27 protein-coding genes, 1 tRNA gene and 1 pseudogene are annotated in these 20960 nt (G+C 39.4%); 6 read left to right on the top strand and 23 right to left on the bottom strand.

Annotation, left to right across the window (positions count from 1 at the left end):
* Window positions 1-28: 28 nt before the first annotated feature.
* The 12 genes from rplX to rplC form a co-directional block, all read right to left on the bottom strand.
* Complete coding sequence (gene rplX / locus HEQ36_RS21175) at window positions 29-379, bottom strand: 50S ribosomal protein L24 (protein ID WP_027402096.1); 351 nt, start codon at window positions 377-379, stop codon at window positions 29-31.
* Window positions 379-747 (bottom strand): 50S ribosomal protein L14, encoded by a 369-nt coding sequence (gene rplN / locus HEQ36_RS21170; protein ID WP_027402097.1) that lies wholly within the window; start codon window positions 745-747, stop codon window positions 379-381. Before rplN ends, rplX begins: the two co-directional genes overlap by 1 nt.
* A 46-nt stretch (window positions 748-793) precedes the next feature.
* Window positions 794-1042 (bottom strand): 30S ribosomal protein S17, encoded by a 249-nt coding sequence (gene rpsQ / locus HEQ36_RS21165; protein WP_027402098.1) that lies wholly within the window; start codon window positions 1040-1042, stop codon window positions 794-796.
* A 6-nt stretch (window positions 1043-1048) separates the two neighbouring features.
* The gene (rpmC, locus tag HEQ36_RS21160) at window positions 1049-1276 is read right to left on the bottom strand and encodes a 50S ribosomal protein L29 (RefSeq protein WP_027402099.1); all 228 of its coding nucleotides are present in this window, start codon (window positions 1274-1276) and stop codon (window positions 1049-1051) included.
* Between the two features lie 3 nt (window positions 1277-1279).
* Window positions 1280-1705, bottom strand: a complete 426-nt coding sequence (rplP, locus tag HEQ36_RS21155) for a 50S ribosomal protein L16 (protein WP_027402100.1) — start codon at window positions 1703-1705, stop codon at window positions 1280-1282.
* A 74-nt stretch (window positions 1706-1779) separates the two neighbouring features.
* Window positions 1780-2565: a 30S ribosomal protein S3 gene (gene rpsC / locus HEQ36_RS21150; protein ID WP_168634929.1), complete on the bottom strand. Its 786-nt coding sequence runs from the start codon at window positions 2563-2565 to the stop codon at window positions 1780-1782.
* A 57-nt stretch (window positions 2566-2622) separates the two neighbouring features.
* Window positions 2623-2982, bottom strand: a complete 360-nt coding sequence (gene rplV / locus HEQ36_RS21145) for a 50S ribosomal protein L22 (protein WP_027402102.1) — start codon at window positions 2980-2982, stop codon at window positions 2623-2625.
* A 91-nt stretch (window positions 2983-3073) separates the two neighbouring features.
* Window positions 3074-3352: a 30S ribosomal protein S19 gene (gene rpsS / locus HEQ36_RS21140; protein ID WP_027402103.1), complete on the bottom strand. Its 279-nt coding sequence runs from the start codon at window positions 3350-3352 to the stop codon at window positions 3074-3076.
* Window positions 3353-3498: 146 nt separating this feature from the next.
* Window positions 3499-4362 (bottom strand): 50S ribosomal protein L2, encoded by an 864-nt coding sequence (gene rplB, locus HEQ36_RS21135; protein ID WP_027402104.1) that lies wholly within the window; start codon window positions 4360-4362, stop codon window positions 3499-3501.
* Between the two features lie 136 nt (window positions 4363-4498).
* Window positions 4499-4816, bottom strand: a complete 318-nt coding sequence (locus HEQ36_RS21130; protein ID WP_027402105.1) for a 50S ribosomal protein L23 — start codon at window positions 4814-4816, stop codon at window positions 4499-4501.
* Window positions 4809-5441, bottom strand: coding sequence for a 50S ribosomal protein L4 (gene rplD / locus HEQ36_RS21125; protein WP_027402106.1), 633 nt, complete (start codon window positions 5439-5441; stop codon window positions 4809-4811). The genes HEQ36_RS21130 and rplD overlap by 8 nt, the downstream gene beginning before the upstream one ends.
* Window positions 5442-5536: 95 nt before the next feature.
* Window positions 5537-6175 carry a 50S ribosomal protein L3 gene (gene rplC, locus HEQ36_RS21120; RefSeq protein WP_027402107.1) on the bottom strand — a complete coding sequence of 213 codons (639 nt, stop codon included), beginning with the start codon at window positions 6173-6175 and terminating at the stop codon, window positions 5537-5539.
* 872 nt (window positions 6176-7047) lie between these two features.
* Between rplC and HEQ36_RS21115 the strand changes: the two genes are divergently transcribed.
* The gene (locus HEQ36_RS21115; protein WP_168465888.1) at window positions 7048-7524 is read left to right on the top strand and encodes an NAD(P)H-quinone oxidoreductase subunit N; all 477 of its coding nucleotides are present in this window, start codon (window positions 7048-7050) and stop codon (window positions 7522-7524) included.
* Window positions 7525-7572: 48 nt separating this feature from the next.
* On the opposite strand, the gene HEQ36_RS21110 is transcribed toward HEQ36_RS21115, so the two are convergent.
* Entirely contained in the window at window positions 7573-8232 is a 660-nt protein-coding gene (locus tag HEQ36_RS21110; protein WP_053538450.1) for a Uma2 family endonuclease, read from the bottom strand.
* 60 nt (window positions 8233-8292) lie between these two features.
* Here HEQ36_RS21110 and HEQ36_RS21105 point away from each other — a divergent pair, with 60 nt between their 5' ends.
* On the top strand, window positions 8293-9375 hold the full coding sequence (locus tag HEQ36_RS21105) for an ATP-binding protein (protein ID WP_168634928.1): 1083 nt from the start codon (window positions 8293-8295) through the stop codon (window positions 9373-9375).
* 43 nt (window positions 9376-9418) lie between these two features.
* Here the strand turns inward: HEQ36_RS21105 and HEQ36_RS21100 are convergent, their stop codons facing one another.
* The 4 genes and pseudogenes from HEQ36_RS21100 to HEQ36_RS21085 form a co-directional block, all read right to left on the bottom strand.
* On the bottom strand, window positions 9419-9853 hold the full coding sequence (locus tag HEQ36_RS21100; protein WP_168634927.1) for a DUF29 domain-containing protein: 435 nt from the start codon (window positions 9851-9853) through the stop codon (window positions 9419-9421).
* Window positions 9854-9879: 26 nt separating this feature from the next.
* Window positions 9880-10182 (bottom strand): hypothetical protein, encoded by a 303-nt coding sequence (locus HEQ36_RS21095; protein WP_053538453.1) that lies wholly within the window; start codon window positions 10180-10182, stop codon window positions 9880-9882.
* Entirely contained in the window at window positions 10169-10399 is a 231-nt protein-coding gene (locus HEQ36_RS21090; RefSeq protein WP_053538454.1) for a hypothetical protein, read from the bottom strand. Before HEQ36_RS21090 ends, HEQ36_RS21095 begins: the two co-directional genes overlap by 14 nt.
* A 242-nt stretch (window positions 10400-10641) precedes the next feature.
* Window positions 10642-11751 (bottom strand): annotated as a pseudogene (locus tag HEQ36_RS21085) (formylglycine-generating enzyme family protein); the annotation flags it as partial.
* A gap of 109 nt (window positions 11752-11860) precedes the next feature.
* Between HEQ36_RS21085 and HEQ36_RS21080 the strand changes: the two are divergent.
* Entirely contained in the window at window positions 11861-12880 is a 1020-nt protein-coding gene (locus HEQ36_RS21080; protein ID WP_053537527.1) for a transposase, read from the top strand.
* Window positions 12881-12935: 55 nt separating this feature from the next.
* Here the strand turns inward: HEQ36_RS21080 and HEQ36_RS21075 are convergent, their stop codons facing one another.
* Entirely contained in the window at window positions 12936-13736 is an 801-nt protein-coding gene (locus HEQ36_RS21075) for a serine/threonine-protein kinase (RefSeq protein ID WP_168634925.1), read from the bottom strand.
* 57 nt (window positions 13737-13793) lie between these two features.
* Between HEQ36_RS21075 and HEQ36_RS21070 the strand changes: the two genes are divergently transcribed.
* Entirely contained in the window at window positions 13794-14015 is a 222-nt protein-coding gene (locus HEQ36_RS21070) for a hypothetical protein (protein WP_168634704.1), read from the top strand.
* 139 nt (window positions 14016-14154) lie between these two features.
* Here the strand turns inward: HEQ36_RS21070 and HEQ36_RS21065 are convergent, their stop codons facing one another.
* From HEQ36_RS21065 to psbZ, 5 genes are all read right to left on the bottom strand, one after another.
* Complete coding sequence (locus HEQ36_RS21065; RefSeq protein ID WP_053538456.1) at window positions 14155-15420, bottom strand: glutamate-5-semialdehyde dehydrogenase; 1266 nt, start codon at window positions 15418-15420, stop codon at window positions 14155-14157.
* Window positions 15421-15424: 4 nt separating this feature from the next.
* Window positions 15425-15832 carry a hypothetical protein gene (locus HEQ36_RS21060; RefSeq protein ID WP_053538457.1) on the bottom strand — a complete coding sequence of 136 codons (408 nt, stop codon included), beginning with the start codon at window positions 15830-15832 and terminating at the stop codon, window positions 15425-15427.
* Window positions 15833-16030: 198 nt separating this feature from the next.
* A tRNA-Gly gene (locus HEQ36_RS21055) sits at window positions 16031-16102 on the bottom strand.
* Window positions 16103-16238: 136 nt separating this feature from the next.
* Window positions 16239-16730: a 6,7-dimethyl-8-ribityllumazine synthase gene (gene ribH, locus HEQ36_RS21050; protein WP_096669318.1), complete on the bottom strand. Its 492-nt coding sequence runs from the start codon at window positions 16728-16730 to the stop codon at window positions 16239-16241.
* A gap of 328 nt (window positions 16731-17058) precedes the next feature.
* Complete coding sequence (psbZ, locus tag HEQ36_RS21045) at window positions 17059-17247, bottom strand: photosystem II reaction center protein PsbZ (RefSeq protein WP_168465880.1); 189 nt, start codon at window positions 17245-17247, stop codon at window positions 17059-17061.
* A 250-nt stretch (window positions 17248-17497) separates the two neighbouring features.
* Between psbZ and HEQ36_RS21040 the strand changes: the two genes are divergently transcribed.
* Complete coding sequence (locus HEQ36_RS21040; RefSeq protein WP_168634924.1) at window positions 17498-20197, top strand: CBS domain-containing protein; 2700 nt, start codon at window positions 17498-17500, stop codon at window positions 20195-20197.
* A 25-nt stretch (window positions 20198-20222) separates the two neighbouring features.
* Entirely contained in the window at window positions 20223-20798 is a 576-nt protein-coding gene (locus tag HEQ36_RS21035; RefSeq protein WP_168634923.1) for a Uma2 family endonuclease, read from the top strand.
* Window positions 20799-20960 lie beyond the last annotated feature (162 nt).

The following is a 20960-nucleotide window of genomic DNA, read 5'->3' as shown; positions in this document are numbered from 1 at the left end:
TTGTTTACTAATGACGAATGACTAATAACTATTTATCAAGAATCTCACCTGTTTTTTTGAGCATTCTCACTTTCTTGCCTTCGGCGGTGAAAGTGTAGCAGACACGACTAGCAACGTTTTGCTTGGTGGAATAGAGCATCACATTGGAGCTATGAATGGGGTACTCCTGGGTGACTATTTGCCCTGATTCGCCTTCCTGCTGGGGTTTCACGTGCTTGGTTTTAATGTTGACACCTTTGACAAGAACTTTGCTCAGTTGTGGTAGTGCTTTAATCACTTCACCAACTTTACCTTTATCTTTGCCAGCGATGACTTGCACAGTATCACCAGTTTTGACGTGCATTTTATGAAAAACTTTGGGTTGTGGGCGCTTTGCCATTACAGCACCTCCGGAGCCAGAGAAACAATTTTAGTAAAGTTTTTATCGCGCAGTTCTCGAGCTACAGGTCCAAATACCCGTGTACCTCTAGGATTACCTTCTTTATTGATAATCACTGCGGCGTTATCGTCAAAACGGATGCACATACCGCTATCACGACTTATTGCTTTACGTGTTCGTACGATTACTGCTTCTACAACATCAGACTTTTTGACAGCCATGTTGGGTGAAGACTCTTTGACAACAGCGATAATTCTATCGCCTACGCCACCATAACGGCGGTTACCTGCACCTAATACGCGGATGCACATTAGTTTTTTAGCACCGCTATTATCTGCGACATTCAGATAAGATTGGGGTTGAATCACAACTGGTCTCTCTTTTGGGGTCGTTGTAAGTTAATACAACTGTTTACTATGTAGCTTTGGTGTTCAGAATTTCTGCAACTTGCCAACGCTTGGTTTTGCTCAGGGGTCTGGTTTCTTGAATCCGCACGCGATCGCCTGTTTTACAGGTATTTTCTTCGTCGTGAACTTTATAGCGGCGGGTTTGAACTACGATTTTGCCGTACTTGGGGTGAGGAGCGCGGTTTTCTATGGCTACTACCACAGTTTTTTGCATTTTATCGCTCACTACCAAGCCAACTCGTTCTTTGACTGCCATAATTTTCTACTTTTGCTCTTGGTCTGAAAGACTTGCTGCCCGTTTCCGTTCTCCTTCTACTGTCAGCAATTGGGAGAGACGATGGCGTGCGTGTTTGAACTGGTGAGGCTTTTCTAGTTGTCTTGTGGCTTTTTGCAAGCGCAACTGGAACAATTGTCTCTTAACGGCGACAATTTCCTCGGCCAGTCTTTCGTCATTTAATTCTCTAGCTTCCGCAATCTTGGGAAGAGGCATAACCTACTCCTGCTCCTGTGGTTGAGAGCGCACAATAAATTTGGTCTTAATTGGTAACTTAGCGTCAGCCAATCGCATAGCTTCGCGGGCAATTTCTTCAGTCACGCCGCCAATTTCAAACATGATCCGGCCTGGCTTGACTACGGCTACCCAAAATTCTGGGTTACCTTTACCAGAACCCATCCGGGTTTCAGCAGGACGCATGGTGATTGGTTTGTCAGGGAAAATCCGAATCCAGATTTTGCCACCCCGGCGAATATACCGAGTCATTGCCCGACGGGAAGCCTCGATTTGCCGTGAGGTAATCCAAGATGGTTCTTGGGCTTGGAGTCCAAAATCCCCAAAGTTGAGGGTACTGCCTCGGCTGGCAAGACCTTCCATGCGTCCGCGTTGTTGTTTGCGGAATTTAGTTCTTCTAGGACTTAACATGATTTGTCAGTTGTCGGTTGTCAGTTGTCAGTTGTCAGTTGTCAGTTTTTTTGCCACTGACTATTGAGCATTGACTAGGATTCATTGGAGCGGTCTTCAAACTGTTGACGACGACGTTGTTGTTGTCGGCGACGGGGTTCGCGTTCACGGTCACGATCGCCACGGTCACGGTCACGTTCTCTGGCGGGTTGGGCGGGAGCTTGTTCCTGACCAGGAATAATTTCTCCTTTAAATACCCAAACTTTAATGCCGAGAATCCCGTAAATTGTCTTAGCTGTGCAGCCAGAATAGTCAATGTCAGCGCGTAAGGTGTGGAGAGGAACTCGACCTTCACGAGTCCACTCAGAGCGGGCGATTTCTGCACCGTTGAGCCGACCACCGACTTGAACTTTGATTCCTTGTACACCTGCTCTTTGAGCGCGTTGAATTGCTTGACGCACAACTCGGCGGAAGGAAACCCGACGTTCTAATTGTTGAGCAATGTATTCGGCAATCAGGTAAGCATCAGCATCAACTCGTTGGACTTCAACAACGTTAATGCGAATTTGGCGATTACCACCCAAAGCTCCTTGTAGTCCAAGACGCAATGATTCAATACCTTGACCACCCCGACCTACAACCACACCTGGTCTAGCTGTCCGTACTTCTAGGTCAATCTGATCCGCTTTGCGCTCGATTCTCACTTCGGAAATACCGGCGTTATTTTGAGCGTATCTACCTAGTTTTTGTTCAATGTATTGACGGAGTTTGTAGTCTTCCTGTAGAAGTTCTGGATAACGGTCAGGTTCTGCAAACCAACGGGATTGGTGTTCTTGAGTTATACCCAGTCGAAACCCGACTGGATGAATTTTCTGTCCCACAAAAGCTTCCTCTAAAATTTCTTACTGTACGCAATTTTTTTGTGCCTGTCTGGCTGTTTACTCAGCAGTAGCGCCAGCGGAAACAGCAACAGTGATATGACACGTTGGTTTGCGAATTTGGTAAGCTCGACCTTGCGCTCTGGGTTGAAACCGTTTTAGCACTGGTCCTTGGTCAGCATAGGCTTGACTAATCACCAAACTGGCTCTGTCCAAACCAGCATTATGCTCTGCGTTAGCTGCGGCACTTCTGAGAACCTTTAAGATAGGGTCACAAGCACCATAGGGCATGAATTCGAGAATGATTAGTGCTTCTCTGTATGAACGCCCGCGAATTTGGTCAAGTACACGGCGCACTTTATAGGGAGAAATGCGTATATAACGGGCGATCGCCTTAACTTCAGTAGTGTCAGTTGCCATTTTCATAACTTACTCTATGTTTGTCAGTTGTCTATTGTCAGCGGTTGTCAGTTGCAAGAGGACTAAATGACCACTGACTACTGACTAATGACTATCTCCCTGATTTTTTGTCACTTTTGCCATGACCTCTGTAGGTACGGGTAGGAGCAAATTCTCCTAACTTATGTCCTACCATTTGTTCATTGACAAATACAGGAACGTGCTGCCGTCCATTATGAACAGCGATAGTATGACCTACCATCAAGGGCAAAATGGTCGAAGCTCTCGACCAAGTTTTAACCACTTGTTTTTCATCTTTTGCGTTTAACTTCTCAATTTTCTTGAGCAGATGGTCAGCAACAAAAGGACCTTTTTTTAAAGAACGACCCATAGTTCAATTTTGGATTTTGGATTTACCTATTTTGGATTTCGGATTTTGGATTTTGGATAATTAAGCTGTCTTAATATTAGGCTTCAAAAACTTTGAACGCTTAAAAATAGACTCAATCTAAAATCCAAAATTTAAAATCTAAAATTCTAAGACTGACGGCCACCACGACCACGTTTAGAGGATTTGCGGCGACGACGGATAATCAACTTAGTGCTGGCTTTTTTGCGCTTACGTGTCTTCGCCCCTAAAGTGGGTTTACCCCAAGGTGTTACAGGACCGGATCTACCGATAGGCGCTCTACCTTCACCACCACCATGTGGGTGATCCACTGGGTTCATGGCACTACCTCTAACCTTGGGACGACGGCCTTTCCAGCGATTTCGTCCAGCTTTACCAGCACTGAGGTTTCTTGCGTCTGTATTACCGACTTGTCCAATGGTGGCGTAGCAATCACGCCGAATCAACCGGACTTCACCTGAAGGTAACTTCAATGTCACATAGTTGCCTTCTTTAGCAACAACTTGTGCTACTGCACCGGCAGCACGGACAATTTGACCACCTTTACCTGGGGTCATTTCGACGTTGTGAACACCAGTACCCAAGGGAATATTCGATAAAGGTAAGGCATTACCATCTTCGATGGGTGACTCAGGGCCAGCAATGATCTTTGTGCCTACAGTCATGCCATTTGGCTGCAAGATGTAACGTTTTTCGCCATCTTCATACAACAACAAAGCGATCCGCGCATTCCGGTTAGGATCGTATTCAATGGCTGTAACTGTAGCCGGGATATTCCGCTTATCTCGCTTAAAGTCAATAATGCGGTAAAGTTGTTTGTGTCCGCCACCCCGACGACGGCTGGTTATCCGCCCTTGATTGTTCCGACCTTTGGGACGATGAACTGATTCAGTTAATGATTTTTCTGGTTCAGTTTTCGTAATTTCGGCAAAGTCAGAGATGATTACTTGGCGAGTACTGGGGGTATAAGGGCGATAAGAACGAGTACCCATAGTTCAGTTTTGGAGTTTTGATTTTTGATTTTGGAGTCAGGATTTTTTGATTTCAATTTCCGATTTTTAATTGTTGTTTGGCATTTTCTTGATTTATTAGCCCAATCTAAAATCTAAAATCTAAAATCTAAAATTTTTAGACTTCTGGGAAGAGAACTTTTCTGATTTTTTCTTCGTCCCCAGGAGCAACAGTAACAATAGCTCGCTTGTATTGGGGTTTGTATCCAATAAATCTACCTACCCGTTTTTGTTTGCGGGGTGGGTTAGCGGTATTGATTTTGACGACCTTAACTGCAAATAGGTCTTCAATTGCGGCTCTAATTTGTGGTTTGGTGGCTTTAGGAATTACTTCAAATGTGTATTTGTTTTGTTCCATGAGCATGGTCGCTTTTTCGGTGAGAATGGGGCGACGCACTAAATCCGGTAGATCACGGGTGGCAACTACTTTAGGCACTGTAGACCTCCTGGATCTTCTCTAGGGTTGATGATGTGACGATAATTTTGTCAGCATGGAGCAAATCGTAAACGTTTAACTGGTCGGCAGGAATCAGTTTTAAGTTTTCGATATTGCGAGCTGATAAAAGCACGTTTTCTGCAATTTCAGACAAAATCAATAGTGCTTTTTGTTCTGGTGCAGCGCCCCATCTAGCTAATGCTGCTACGAGATCCTTGGTTTTAGGACGCTGTAATTCGTTGCTAAATTCTTCAACAACAATTAAATCTTCAGCACGACTAATAAAGGCTGTCCGCAATGCCAATCGGCGTTCTTTGCGGTTCATTTTTAGGTCGAAGTCTCTGGGTTTTGGTCCAAAGATCACACCGCCTCCACGCCACAATGGTGAACGGATAGAACCAGCACGGGCGCGACCTGTGCCTTTTTGCCGCCAAGGTTTACGACCACCACCACGAACTTCTGCACGAGTCTTGGTGCTGGCAGTTCCCTGGCGAGAATTGGTCATTTGTCTGACTAGGGCGCGGTGTACGATATGCGCCGCTGTTGTTTCTTTGGCAACTCGTAAGTCGAAGTTTGTCTCTCCAACTTGCTCTCCTTGCCAATTTTTAATTACACTCTCTACCATCTTTGTGTCCTTTGTCAGTTGTCTTTTGTCAGTTGCCAGTTGTCGGTTGTCTTTTTTTGTCACTAACCAATGACTACTAAGCAATGACTAAATGACTATTTTTTACCAACTATAGTTGCAGGAACGACGCTGACTAAGGCTCCTGGTTTGCCAGGAATAGCTCCTTTAATCAGGATTAAGTTGCGTTCTGCATCTACTCGTACTACTGTCAATTTGCGAATTGTGACACGAGTACCGCCTAAACGTCCTGCCATCCTTTTACCGGGATAAACACGACCTGGGGTTGTACCAGCACCGATAGAACCTGGCGCTCTATGGTTTTTGGAACCGTGTGACATGGGACCGCGACCAAAGTTGTTCCGCTTTTGGTTGCCGGCAAAACCGCGACCAATACTCGTACCAACTACATCTACAATTTCACCTGCACTAAAAATATCTGCTTTAATTTCTTGACCTAAAGCATAATCACCAGCGCTATCGGTGCGATATTCATTCAGATGACGGACTGCTGGAGCGGATGACTTAGCCAAATGTCCCAACAATGGTTTGTTCAGTGCCTTGGGTTTGACTTCGCCATAACCAACTTGAATGGCAGAGTAACCGTCGGTCTGTTTCGTTTTAACTTGCGTAACGGTGCATGGACCGGCTTTGACGACGGTAACAGGAATAGAGACTCCTGCTTCATCAAAGATTTGGGTCATGCCCAGTTTGGTGCCGAGAATACCTACAGACACAGTTACTGGTTCTCCTTTCGTTTTATTTTTTTGGGCTAAACCTGGAAGTCGAATGGGGACTGGTTTTGCTACTGTCGCTTGAGTGTAAACTTTACCTCTAAAATTTGGACTGGCGTTAGACAGTGCAAATTCTTGGCGACGCAACAGTTTTTGTCCCTTTTGTTTTAGTGAATTTGTTTATTTTCACTTACTCAATCACAATAACAGGAATAACTGCCTACTCTATTGAGAAGGGATTACTTCTGGAATTCAATGCGAGGCTTGATGGCTTTGCGCTGTGTGCAGCAATGCTTTCGTCCAAGCAGTTGCTTTGGCACTCTACCGTTGTAGCAGGACTTAAGTGGTTATTGACCCTCAGTATCCTTTTCCTTAGTCTTAACATCATGCCATGAAACCAACATTATTGCTAAGGAACTACTTATTTTCATGCCCTAAACTATTGTCTAAGGTTTTGCCTAATTTTTTTAGGATTTACGGGAGTGATTTGGTGTGGGAGCTTAAATATGACTTTGGCTCTTTATTTGACCTGAAAGCTTTTTTAGTTTAGCAGTCTCTTATGAAGTGAGCCAGTTTTATTCTTTTGGGGAAACTAACTAGAAACTCAGATGCTAGGACTAACTAGAAAGTCTAAATAAGAAAGATGGCTATCTAATTATACTATTCGGTCACAATCTAATAATATAAACTATTAGTTAATTTTTGTCTAGTATTTTTTTTGCTCTGTTATGGGATGCTGAGGTGTGGGTAGGGAAAATCACCCATGTTCCGGCTGTGAATTTTCAAAATTGTTGAAAATATGCAGGTTCATTTAACTTAATCTACCACTAGAGAGTGAATAATAGAGATATCTAAGTGGGATAGGAAGAAAATATATGGCACTAATTACCACTGGCAACGGTTTCATCCGCAATTTGGAGAAATTTGGGGCGTTGGGTGTTTATGTTCCTCTGGAGGGGGGCTATGAAGGTCGGTATCTGCGCCGATTGCGGGCGGCTGGCTATGTTAGCCTCCACATTACTGCAAGAGGACTGGGTGATGTGGCTGCATATCTGACGCAAGTTCATGGTGTCAGACCACCACATTTAGGCAAAAGAAGCAATAGTAGTGGTGCGGCTGTGGGTGATGTATATTATTTACCACCAATGATCAGTTCCCATTTGGCACAATTACCTCCTAAGTCTAAGGGGTTGGTGTTGTGGATTATTGAGGGATATATTCTTTCTGATCAGGAAGTTGAGTATTTGATGGATTTGCCTAAGTTAGAACCAAGGGTTAAAGTGGTAATTGAGAGAGGTGGCGATCGCACTTTCCGCTGGACTCCTTTGGAAAAGACACTGTTAGCTAGTTAAGCAAATTGTCAGGGTGGGGAAAACCCCGCCCCTACTATGCAATTATTTCTAATTCTGTATTTCCTGTTGTACCCAAGTACGGAAAGATTTACTAGCTTGCACTTCATCTATTTGGCAATCTTGCAAAAATTGATAAAGTTTTTCTTTGGTGATTATAGAAAATGTGGGACTTTTTTCTCCTTCAACATATTGATGATTTTGAAGTTGATAAAATAGCACTATTTCACCGTTATAACGCCAAAATTCTGGTACTCCCATGCTGGCATAAAACTGGAGTTTATTGATGTCAGTATGAGTAATATCTACTTCTACAATCAAGTCTGGTGGTGGATCTTCGTTTAAATCAACTTTTTTTCCAACTACTTGAGGTTGATTTTGAATGTAATAACAGTTGTCAGGTTCAGCACTTCTTTGTAAATCATCACGATTTAAGGTGGTTGAACCCATTGTTTTAATTTTTAATCCACTTTCTTCTACCAAAATGCGGATGAATAGTTCAATTAATCTGGTAGCACTTTCATGTTCTTCTAATGGCATGGTAATTTCTAATGTCCCTTGATCATAGATAAGTCGAGAAGAACGACTTTGCCCTAATGCTGCTAAAATTTGCTGATAATTCTGCCAACTGATATTGTGAAAAACTACTCGCTGTTCTGCTGGGGTAGTTTCTGGAGTAATATTGTTTGGTTTAGTGATTGTACTAACCATAGTTGCCTTTAAATTTAGCTTAATAGTTATTATAACATATTACGCAAAAGCGAGAACCGAGTGAATTTAAATTTGTCTACTCCCTTACAATTAATTGGGCGTTCTGTAGAGTTTCAGCGGATTATTGAAATACTCGCAAAAGATGGTGATTTGTTAATTACTGGAGTTCCTGGTAGTGGGAGACGCACTTTAGTGAGAGGTGCAGCACAGGAGGTGAATACAGTTATCTTGGAAATAGACTGCATTCGCGCTACGGAAGCGGAGAGATTTGTGCAATTACTAGCGGAAGCGATTAGTCAAAACTGGGAAGCGGAAAAAATTCAAAATTGGTTAAATGAAAATACTTCGGCATTTTTTACTTTTAATTCGGAAACTCAACTAAAAGTGATTCGTTCTTTGGAACAAGAACAACTATGGGAAGCATTCGCCAATTTGTTAGACTTATTGGAAATAATGGCGGTTGATTTAAATCAAAGAATATTACTGATTTTACAAAGTTTTCCCCATATTCGTTCTTGGGATCGTCATGGTTTATGGGAAACTACATTTAGGAAAGAAGTTAAGGCTTATCCTCATGTTAGTTATGTATTAATAGCCACGATTGCTGAATCTAGCCAACAGCCAGATGATACTAATTATCCGATAGAAACTATTCAATTAGCGCCTTTAGCTAAGGACGTTGTAGCCTTGTGGGCGAGGGAAATTTTACATACAAAGGGTTTTACTTTTGATTGTCATAGTCAGGCTTTACAGCTATTTTTAGAGGCGGTACAGGGACATATTGGGGATGGAATGGCGATTATTCGGCGGTTGTCTGCGTCGCACTGTGCAGATGGATTAATTAGGGAGGAAGATGTGCAAAAGGCTATAGCCGGATTATTGAAAGATTTATCAATGACTTATGAATCTTTGCTGATGTTGTTACCGGCAAATCAGGTACATTTATTGGAATCTTTAGCTATTGATCCTACTGATAAACCTCAGAGTAAGGAGTATATTCAAAAGCATGGACTTTCACGGGGTGGGAGTCTGCAAGGTGCTTTGACTGGTTTGCAGCATAAGGGTTTAATTTATGATGCTGAACATGGTTATCGGTTAGCTATGCCTTTGTTGGCTTTGTGGTTGCGGGAACGGTTGAGTTAATTTTATTTCTCACGCAAAGGCGCAAAGACGCAAAGGAAGAAGGTTATGATTCTGGTAAAAATTCAGTTTCTAATATTTGTGTGATTGCATAATTACAATTTTCTGGAAAGGTTTCATAAGGTAGGTTGGTTTCTTTGACTGCTAAGTTAATTCCGTCTTGATAACCTAATGAAAAGGCTTCTTCTAAATAGGATTTTAAGCTGGGACTATCTGCTAATATTCGGTTGATTTGAGTCCGTTGTTCTCGAATTGTTGCTAACCAACTATTACTACGTTTTTCTGGTTGATATTGCCATTTTAGTAAGTGTCCTAATAACAAGGCTAAAAGGTTGGTTAATTCTCTTCTTTCTTGTCTTCCCAATGTTTCTATCTCTTCAATTAAGTTGAGTTTATCTAGTGTTTCCCATTTTTCTTCTCTGAGTAGTTGTGCTTGTGTTTTTGTCCATCCATAAAAATCAGAATTGTACAGTGTATTCATGGTTTTTACCTGTAAACTACTATATATTATTTATTTGTCTGAATCAGGATTTTCAGGATTTTAGGATTTTCAGGATAGGAATTTGTCTGAATCAGGATTTCCAGGATTTTAGGATTTTCAGGATAGGAATTTGTCTGAATCAGGATTTCCAGGATTTTAGGATTTTCAGGATGGGAATTTGTCTGAATCAGGATTTCCAGGATTTTAGGATTTTCAGGATTGGCTATTTGTTGCTTTTTTATTGAATTGGCATCATTTGTATTTACGATAAAACGATAAAGCCAAATATTGGAATCAATAAAGTATTGTGTCTTCTCACCAGCGTTCATTTGCTTGTTCTCTAGTGAGTGGTTGAAAATCTGCAATCTTAATGGGATTTGCGGTTAATTGGTTAATAATACCTGTTTGCGGAAAGTGTTTCTTTTTTGGAAGTTGTAAAATTACAATTTCTACTATTTCCGCATTGTGTATTTCGTCTTGATACTCAAGGGGAATTTCGATTTTACCGTTATTTACTCTGGCTTTAAACTGTATATTTGTAGTCATACTGATATTTCTGACACAATTGTTGATATCTTACTTTTATTCTACAACTGTATTTGATTATTGTCAGAATCAGGATTTGCAAGATTAGAGGATGAACAGGATTTTGTTATTTTCACATCTTGCGTATTCTTCAATCCTGTAAATCCTTAAATCCTGGATATCCTGATTCAGACAAAATGGAAATATTATTAAAGGAAAAGGAGAAAAGAAAAAGCAGGACAAAAGAGCAAAAGTATAAAAGGCTAGAAAGTCCTCGCTGTACCACTATATACAACCCGAAAACCGAAAGAGTCGTGGCTACCGTCGAGGTTCTCGTCGTAGCGATAAGCAGAACGGCAAAAATCAGGATAGGTGAGCCGCGAACCACCACGCAGCAGTTTATATGATTCGCTTTGATTTGTTAAAGCATTACCATCTGTAGGCGCATTTATATAACTATCTTTATAATCATCTTGACACCATTCCCACACATTGCCGTGCATATCGTACAAACCAAAAGCATTAGGGGGAAAAGTTCCTACATCTGTGGTTTGCTGGCGATATTTTCCTTTCGGTGCAGAAGCGTAGGTATAATTACCATCATAGTTTACCAGTTCTGGAGTAATACTTTCACCAAAATAAAATGGTGTGGTAGTTCCGGCTCGACAAGCATACTCCCATTCAGCCTCGCTGGGTAATCTGTAGTTTTTTCCTGTTTTTTGACTTAACTTTTTACAGAACTCAACCGCATCATTCCAACTAAGTTGTTCAACAGGAAGATTATCACCTTTGAATCGGGAAGGGTTAGTTCCAATAATAGCTTGATATTGTGCCTGTGTTAATTCATATTTCCCCATGTAGAAACCGGGAACTGTAACTTGACGTTGGGGACCTTCATTTGAACCTCGTCCTACTTCACTTGCGGGTGAACCCATGATAAATGTTCCCCCTGGTATTTCTACCATTTCTAATAAAACACCGTTTCCTAAGTCTTCTGTGAAGTATTTTGCACTTGCATTGCGTCGGTTGGTGATGTTTCCGGTTGCGTCTGTGGTGACAACTTCAAAACTGAAGGTTTGGAGATTATTTGGGGAAGTTGTATTTTGTCTAGTTTGATTTTTGTTCCTCCACAGATTTTGTCCTACTGCTATAGTCAATCCTCCAACGCCAAGTAAAGATAAGATATTGCGACGAGTAAAAATTTTCTTTTGTTGTGATTTTGGTTGATTATTAACAGGTTTTGGTGGTTGAGGTTTTGGAGGTGGTGGTGGTTGTAAGGCTTTTTCTATTGCTGCTATCCTTTGCAAAATCTCCTGAGTATTTCCAGGACGATCTTTATATAAACGTTCCATCATCTCATCTAGCAAATCTGCTAACATAGATGATATTTGTGGCAGAAGTGTTGAATGTTAGGAAAAGATTAAAAAAAAGTACCATAATTTGATACAATCTAAAAAAATCTAGATAAAGAATTATCAAATTATGCGCTTAAAGAATTTCCCAGAAGTGGTCAAAACAATATTGAAACCATTGCCCAAAAAAGATTATCCAGTTCTGGACACATTTTCATTTGTATCAGTGTGGTTACAGTATGTCATGGATAAAAGTATAGTGAGTATGAGAGATTTATTTCAAAGACTAAATAATCAAGGGATAGATTTAAAAATATCAAATTTTTCCAAGGCAAGTAAAAAGAGAGATACTCAAGTATTTTTGGAGATAATAACTGAATTAAACAATCAACTGAGAAAGAAAAAAGGAAAGGAAGAAACCCAAGCATTATTTCCTATAGATTCAACAATTATTACATTAACAAGTAAATTATTATGGAGTCAAGGATATCATCAAGTAAAACTATTTTGTGGGTTAGATAGTTTGACATCAGAAGTTGGTGGAATGGTGATTCATTTTGGGCAAGGACATGACCATAAATATGGACAAGAAACAGTAGAAGCAATTCCGTCAAAAGGAGTAGGGATAATGGATAGAGGATTTGCATCCTCCGAAAGAATATCTGAATTAAAACAACAAAAAAATAAAGCTTTTGTCTTAAGAATTAAAAATAATGTCACTTTAGAAATGCTAGAAAATGGTAATTGTAAAGTTGGCAAAGATGAAAGAGAAGTGGAAATTAGAGTAGTAGCATTTTGTGATATAGAAACTAAGAGTGAATTTCGTTTAGCAACAAACTTATTAAATGAAGGAGAAGAGCAAGTTAGTAATCAAGAGATTATGGAAATTTACATACAAAGATGGCAAATTGAATTGTTATGGAAATTCTTAAAAATGCACCTCAAGTTAGACAGACTTATGACAAAGAATGAGAATGGAATTAGAATTCAGATAATGTGCTGTTTAATCGCTTATTTGATATTGCAACTAATAGAAATACCGCAAGAATTTGGCAAAACTTTATTAGATAAGCTCCGTTATCTTCAGTCCTATATGTGTCAGGAAATAAGTTATGTTCATTGGTTTAGAAAACTTATTTGGATAAGATGAAAAATAGCACTTATAGGCTAAGTTTATTTCAATATGTAAAGTTTTATTACGCTATTCAACATTTCTGTATTTGTGGTGCATGATTACGCCAATCTAATTTCTCATTATAAGCATCATAAATAATTGGATCAAGTGGTTCTTTACCTGTGAGTAAATAAACAAATGTTCGTCCTAAAGCAAAAAAATCAGATTGAGGTACGGCGTTATTGTTAATTTGTTCTGAGGGTGTGAAACCTGCGGAAATGATTCCTGTGACTCCACCTTGCTGATTAACGACTGTGGTTGTAAGTTTACGGACTGTGCCAAAATCAATTAACACCAATTGAGCATTTTCGGCCCTCAACATAATGTTAGATGGTTTGATATCTCGATGAAAAAAGTTTTTATTATGGACTTGTTCTAAAATAATCAGTAAATCTTTCAGCCATGCTATTGCTGTAGTTTGGTTAATGGGACGCAACCCATTTTTTTGCATATACTTTTGTAAGTCTTCTCCCTCAATTTTTTCCATTACTAAACAATGAATTGGGGTGTTGTGGTTGTGGGGATAATATTCAAAATAAGCGTCTAGTTCTACTTTAGGAATACCAGGATGATGGAGTTGACTTAAAACATCGGCCTCTTGTTTAAATAATTCTATGGCTTTTTGCCGATTATCGGTCAAGATTTTGATAACTTTGGTTTTGTTGGTTCTGACTTCGTTGATTTCAAATGTATCACCAAAGCCACCTCCTCCCAGCCTAACTATTACCCGATAGCGGTCTTGTAGTAACAAGCCTGAACTACAGGTTTCACAAAATAGGATATTGTTGGGATTTTGCGGCTTTGGGCAGTTAGGATTGATGCACAGGCTCATAATCTTGGTAGGTAGCACATTTATCTGATATTCTACCTTTATTTACGGAAAATAAATATGTCTGAATCAGGATTTCCAGGATTTAAGGATTTTCAGGATGTGAATTTGTCTGAATCAGGATTTCCAGGATTTAAGGATTTTCAGGATGTGAATTTGTCTGAATCAGGATACTCAGGATTTGAGGATTTTCAGGATGTGAATTTGTCTGAATCAGGATTTCCAGGATTTAAGGATTTTCAGGATGTGAATTTGTCTGAATCAGGATACTCAGGATTTTAGGATTTTCAGGATGTGAATTTGTCTGAATCAGGATACTCAGGATTTTAGGATTTTCAGGATATTAAGAATATGAAGAAGATGAAAATAATGAAATCCTGTTCATCCTTAAATCCTGGATATCCTGATTCAGACATTCTCCCTAAAACCGTCCATTTCCCTGAATAATATGCTTCACTGTTGTTAAAGTTTCTAAACTAATAAATCCCCTTCTATGTCCTTTTTGATTGGACATTCCTAAAAATACAGCCTCTCCCCGTGAAGAATGACGGGAAAAACGCGGGGAAGCATTTATGTAGGTGGAGGCGCTATTTACTCCTAATGCAAATTGGCGACTTTCTTGGTAGGATTCGGTGACAATACTATCAGCATGACTGCTACTATATTGGTTAATCCAAGCGATCGCACTTTCTAAACTATCTACTAACTTAAAAGCTACTGTTTTGGTTAAATACGGTGTTCCCCATTCTTCATCTTTGGCTAATTGCAATTGGGGAAATGCTGCAACTAGTTCTGCATCTCCTTTAAGTTGAAAACCTTTTTCTTTCAAGCTACTCCACAGCACTGACAAGGAAGATGGTAAGGCTTGACGATGCACTAAAACTTTTTCAATGGCATTGACTTGATCTGGTTCGCTTTCATGGCTATCCATAATCATCCAGCGAATCATTTCTAAGCTACTGTTCACTGACCAATACAGATAACAATTACCCATTGCTGATTTTAACACTGGGCAGGTTGCTTGTCTGACTACCTGTTGAATTAAACTGGAACGTCCGTAGGGAATAACTAAACTTAAATACTGATCTTGGGTAACTAAATCTCGCACTGAAGCACCATGTTCAGCCGTGATTAATTCTACACAACCTGCGGGTAATCCGACTTTAGTAATGGCTGTTTGCAAGGCGTTAGCGATCGCTGTATTGGAGTTACTAGCTTCCGTACTACCTTTAAGAATAATACTATTGCCAGTTTTTATGCAAAAACCAGCAGCGATCGCCCCCAAATCCGGGAAAGCCTCATAAATAAAGGCAATTACCCCCAAAGGCATCAATTGAGTATAACTTTGAGAGTCTTCCTGTTGATAATCAGCAGTTCTCACCCGGCGCAAAGGATCAGATAATTCCCCCAATCGTTGCAGAATCTTAATAGTATTCTCCAACCTAGAGGGGGTTAGCTTCAACCAGTCCAAAATTAATTCGGGAACTGCCATTTCTCGACTTGCTTCTAAATCTAGAGTATTAGCTTCGAGAATTTCATCAAAATCGCTTTCTATCGCTTGTGCCATTGCTAACACAGCGCGACTCCTATCTGTCCCCTTAGTCGTTCCCAATTTTAAGGAAGCCTGAAAAGCGCGGTTAGCACTTGTCATAGGTTCGGGGTAATCATCAATCACTTCACCTGTCATGGAGTTAACGTCTGTAAGTAAGCCAGACCATTAGTGCTGGCAGAATTACCAATAGCAATGCTACAATTGCCCAAGCTATGATGTTGGAACTATTAGCCAATCGTAGAGCTAATGGTAGCCATATAATCACTAACACAAAAATTATGCTGAGTGCTATTGGTAAATAGTTTTGTCCTAATCGGGGTTGAACAATTTGCCAATTATTGCCTTTCCAGCGCCAAGCACGCTTGTAAGGATAAGTAGTAGAAAGTTGCTCTAATACATATCCATTGTCTTCGACAACAAAAATTTGCTGACAGCGATCGCATCCAAACGCTTCTGTGAGTGTAATGGGAATTAACTGTCCATTGCGACGGCAAGGACAAATGTATTCCGTATTTAAGTCAATTTTATCTGGTTTTTGAGGTTGCACAAGCGAGATAAATAACTTGGGCGGTTTCTTACATTATTCCCTAATTTTCCTGAAAATCAGTATGGGAAACCTTGAAATTGCGTCTAATAATGTAGCTGGGAAAGTTTTCTCACAAACTCCGAAAAAATCCATCATTTACAAATTTAGTGGTGATGGAAAATCTTTAGTGTTATTTTAACATATCTACTTTAACTAGAAAGCGGGTGATGGGATTCGAACCCACGACATCAACCTTGGCAAGGTTGCGCTCTACCACTGAGCTACACCCGCGAGACTCACCAATAAACTTATTATTCCAGATATATTCAGCTTTGTCAACCCCTTAGCTAAACTTTTTTTTCAGTTGTCAGTGGCAAGAATTTTTAACCAATTACCCATTACCTATTACCCATTACCCATCACCCAATTAACCTGCTAAATTCGGGCGTAATTGCCGCATGAGACTAGCCATTTCTATAGCATTCATAGCGTACTCCCAACCATGATTACTCTTGATACCGGCTCGTTCTAGGGCTTGCTGCATGGTATCTGTGGTTAAAATGCCGAAAATTACAGGTACACCTGTTTGGAAACTAGCCGCAGCAACACCTTTAGAAACTTCTGACGATACATAATCAAAATGCGGTGTTTGTCCTTTAATGACTGCGCCGAGGCAAATTATGGCATCATAACGGCCAGACATTGCTAACTGACGGGCTACATTGGCAACTTCAAAACTACCAGGAACCCATACATAATCTACTTGCTGTCCTTCGGGGTCAGGATCTATACCATGACGCTTCAAGCAGTCTTTACATCCTTCTACTAATTTTAAGGTGACAAGATCATTGAAGCGAGCGATGATCAATGCAAAGCGCAAAGACTCGGTGTGCTGAAAATTTCCTTCAAAAACTGCCATAACTGCCCCTAAATAAATTTAGAATAACTGCTTTACCAATATACTTTTCTGCAATGAAAATATAAGAGCAGGAAAGCACAATCAGGAAAAAGTCGTTTAGAAAACAATCAATACCTTCGCAAAATTGAAAAAAGCCTGATTAGTAGTAGGTTGGGTTGACGTAAGGAAACCCGACAAATGCTTTTGGTTGCGCTGTTGCTTAACCCAACCTACAAAAAATGGCGAAGATATTGAAAAAATAAAGTTTTTTCTTTTTGACTCTTTACCTTAGCTTTTCTGCTCCTAAAAGTGTGTATGGTATGCGCTAGTGAATATTTAAAGCATTCAACTAAACCACAAAAAAGTTTAATATACCAACTAACACGACTAAAGCCGCCCAAATTGCTGAACCAACCCAGAGTAGTTTTTTAGATTCTACCCAGTTTTGAGGAGTAGCGTAAACAACAGGTACACCAATCACAAGCACGAAGGAGAACAGGACTAATGATATTAAAGCGATTTGAAATACTATGCTCATTTTGTTTTTCCCAACATAACTAAATCTTAGTTTTCCCGGAACTGCTGCTGTATAAACAGTTTAGGGTTTTCAGTGAACCTTATGAACTCATAGGGCATCGCCTGATCAATTAATATTTTACGTCTGGTTTGTAACAGTTGCTCACTTCTGATCTTCCAATCTGTTTTTTTCTTTCGGGGATTGGGAAAATGATTAAGATAGAAATTATCTTCTCTGTCACCTGTTACCTGTCCCCTGTCACCTTTAATATATGGATTTAATTCTTTGTCACACAACTGCGGATTTTGATGCTTTGGGGGCAGCGGTAGGGTTAACTTGTCTCAAACCAGGCAGTAAAATTGTCTTGACTGGGGGCGCACATCCTCCTGTGCGGGACTTTTTGGCCTTACACCGTGACGAGTATCCGTTGATTGAAAGACGTTCCGTAAATCCTGAAAATATTCGCTCTTTAATGGTTGTGGATACTCAAAAGCGCGATCGCCTTGGTAAAGCCGCTATCTGGTTCGATTTACCCAATGTCCAAGAAATCATTGTTTACGATCATCATTTTGGACAGGAAAGAGACATTCCCAGCACTCAATTATATATTGACGAAGTGGGGGCGACAACTACCTTAATGGTAGAAGAACTGCAAAAAAATAATATTTCTTTAAATTCTGCCCAAGCAACTGTAATGGCTTTAGGTATTCATGTTGATACAGGTTCATTAACCTATAAACAATCTACAGCCAGAGATGCTTTAGCTTTAGCTTGGTTAATGCAGCAAGGGGCAAATTTATCAGTTATTTCTACTTATCGAGATCCTGGTTTATCACCACAATTACAACAGTTATTAAGTACAGCTTTAGAGAATTTACAATATCTTTGTTTGCGGGGATATACCATAGCTTGGGTGACACTAAAAACCGATGGTTTTGTCCCCGGTTTATCAGGTTTAGCTTCCGAAATTATTGACTTAACAGAAACCGATGCTGTACTGTTGGCAAATGAATATCCTTTAGGTGAAGATGATTGGCGATTCACAGTAATTGGGAGAACAAAAATTCCCCAAACAAATCTTAATTCCTTATTTCAACCTCATGGTGGTGGGGGACATTCTCAAGCTGCATCTCTTAATCTGCGTACCACAGATTCCCAACAAATTTTACAAGAATTATTAGATAGTTTAAAAGCCCAAATTCCCCATCCTCCCACAGCTAGAGATTTAATGTCTTCGCCAGTGCGGACAATTCGCCCTGATACTACTATAGCTGAAGCCCAGCGGATTTTATTGCGTTATGGACATTCAGGTTTATCTGTAGTTAATAACCAAGGTTTATTAATCGGAATTATTTCCCGTCGGGATTTAGATATTGCTTTACATCATGGGTTTAGTCATGCACCAGTTAAAGGTTATATGACAAGTAATTTAAAGACAATTACCCCTGATACTTCTTTACCAGAAATTGAGTCTTTAATGGTGACTTATGATATTGGCAGATTACCAGTATTAGATCATGGGCAATTAGTTGGTATTGTCACCCGCACCGATATTTTAAGAGAATTACATCAATTAACGATTCAAAATATAGAATTAACAACTGATAATTATTCTCGAAATTTAGGACTTAATACTGAATTAGAAAAACGTCTCACTCCTCAGCTTTGGCGATTACTCAGTACCGCATCCCAAGAAGCAGAAAAACGCGGTTGGCATCTTTATTTAGTGGGTGGTGCAGTCCGAGATTTGCTATTAGCAGAAACAGAAACTCGCAGTTTGACAATTAATGATATTGATTTAGTTGTTGATGGTTTTCATAAAACCGCAGATGTGGGTGCAGGTGTAGAATTAGCTAAAGCCTTACAGCAAATTTATCAAAATGCGAGATTAGAAATTCATGGTGCTTTTCAAACTGCGGCTTTATTATGGCATAAAGATTTAGTATTAGACTCATTATGGGTAGATATTGCCACAGCAAGAACCGAGTTTTATCCTTATCCAGCAGCAAATCCAGAAGTTGAGGCTAGTTCCATTCGGCAAGATTTATATCGGCGAGATTTTACAATTAATGCAATGGCTTTGCGGTTAACTTCTCCCCGCGCTGGTGAATTATTAGATTTCTTTGGTGGTTTTATAGACTTACAAAATCAGCAAGTTCGGATTTTACACCCTAATAGTTTTATTGAAGATCCAACTCGGATTTATCGCGGAGTACGGTTTGCAGTGCGGTTTGGATTTTCCCTAGAACCACAAACAGAAGCCTATATTCTTTATGCTATAAATAGTGGAGTTTATGATCGAACAAGTCAAGAAAATAGTAAAACTCCGGCTTTGCAAACTCGACTAAAAACTGAATTAAAATATATATTAGCAGCACCTTATTGGCAATCAGCTTTAGAATTATTGGATAATTTGGGGGCTTTACAATGTATTCATCCTACTTTAAAATTAGATGTGGAACTTTCTCGACAATTAAATTTATTAAAACACTGTTTAAGAAAATTTGACAAAAAACAAACTTTAATAAATTGGCAAATGCGTCTAGAAGTATTAATTGCCTATTTACAACCGGAATATCGAGGGAAAGTCGCTAAAAATCTGCAATTAACTGATGATAGTATTATTAGATTAGAGAAATTATTTTCAGTGGAATCTGAGATAAGTACATTATTACCCACTTTTGAAAAACCTAGTCAAACTCTCTATTTACTCAGGAAATATGATTTGCAAACTTTAATCTTAATTGCTTTACAAAGTCCCCGCAAAATCAGAAGACGGATTTGGCAATATTTAACAAATTGGGGAAATATTCAACCGCTATTAAATGGAAATGATTTAAAACAATTGGGTTATAAACCTAGTCCCCAATATAAGCAAATGCTTGATGATTTATTGACTGCAACTGTAGATGGTATAATTAAGGATAAAGCAGAAGCACAAGAATTTTTAGCCAAGCATTATCCTGGGTAATTGATATTAAAAATATGAGGTTGATATGCAAATTCAAACATCCAGCAAATATTACACTCCAGAAGAATATTTAGAACTAGAAGAAAAATCAGAATTTAAAAACGAATATATAGATGGGGAAATTATACCTATGACTGGTGGAACTACAAATCATAATGAAATTTCAGGTAATTTTTATCTACATTTTAAATTAAAAATGCGGAATCAAAATTACAAGATTTATATGGGTGATGTTAAATTATGGCTAGAACGTTATCAAATCTATACTTATCCAGATATTATGGTAATTCAAGGAGAACCAATATATCAAGGAACTGGAACTACTCAAGTAACAAATCCGTTAATGATTGTCGAAGTGTTATCTAAATCAACTATAAATTATGATAAAACCGACAAATTTAGATTTTATCGTTCTCTTCCTGAATTAAAAGAATATATTATGATTAACCAATATGAATGTTTTATTGAACAATTTGCCAAAAATGCCGAAGGACAATGGGTATTAACTGAATATGAATCAGTAAATGATATATTGTCTTTAAAATCCATAGATTTTCAAATTCCCTTCAATGATATTTATGAAGGTGTAAATTTCCAGTAGGTTTGGTTGACGTATCTTAGAGGTTGTTTGAAAACTTTTTCGTGTGGGATCTGACACCCGCAGATCCCCCTAAATCCCCCTTTTTAAGGGGGACTTTGAGGAATTTAGCCCCCCTTTGTAAGGGGGGTTGGGGGGATCTCGATTAATTCTGATACTTTTCAA

The organism is Anabaena sp. 54 (genome assembly GCF_017355725.1).
Classification (GTDB): domain Bacteria; phylum Cyanobacteriota; class Cyanobacteriia; order Cyanobacteriales; family Nostocaceae; genus Dolichospermum; species Dolichospermum heterosporum.
Note: the sequence above shows the minus strand (reverse complement) of the source record. Positions and strands in the feature narration are given on the sequence as shown.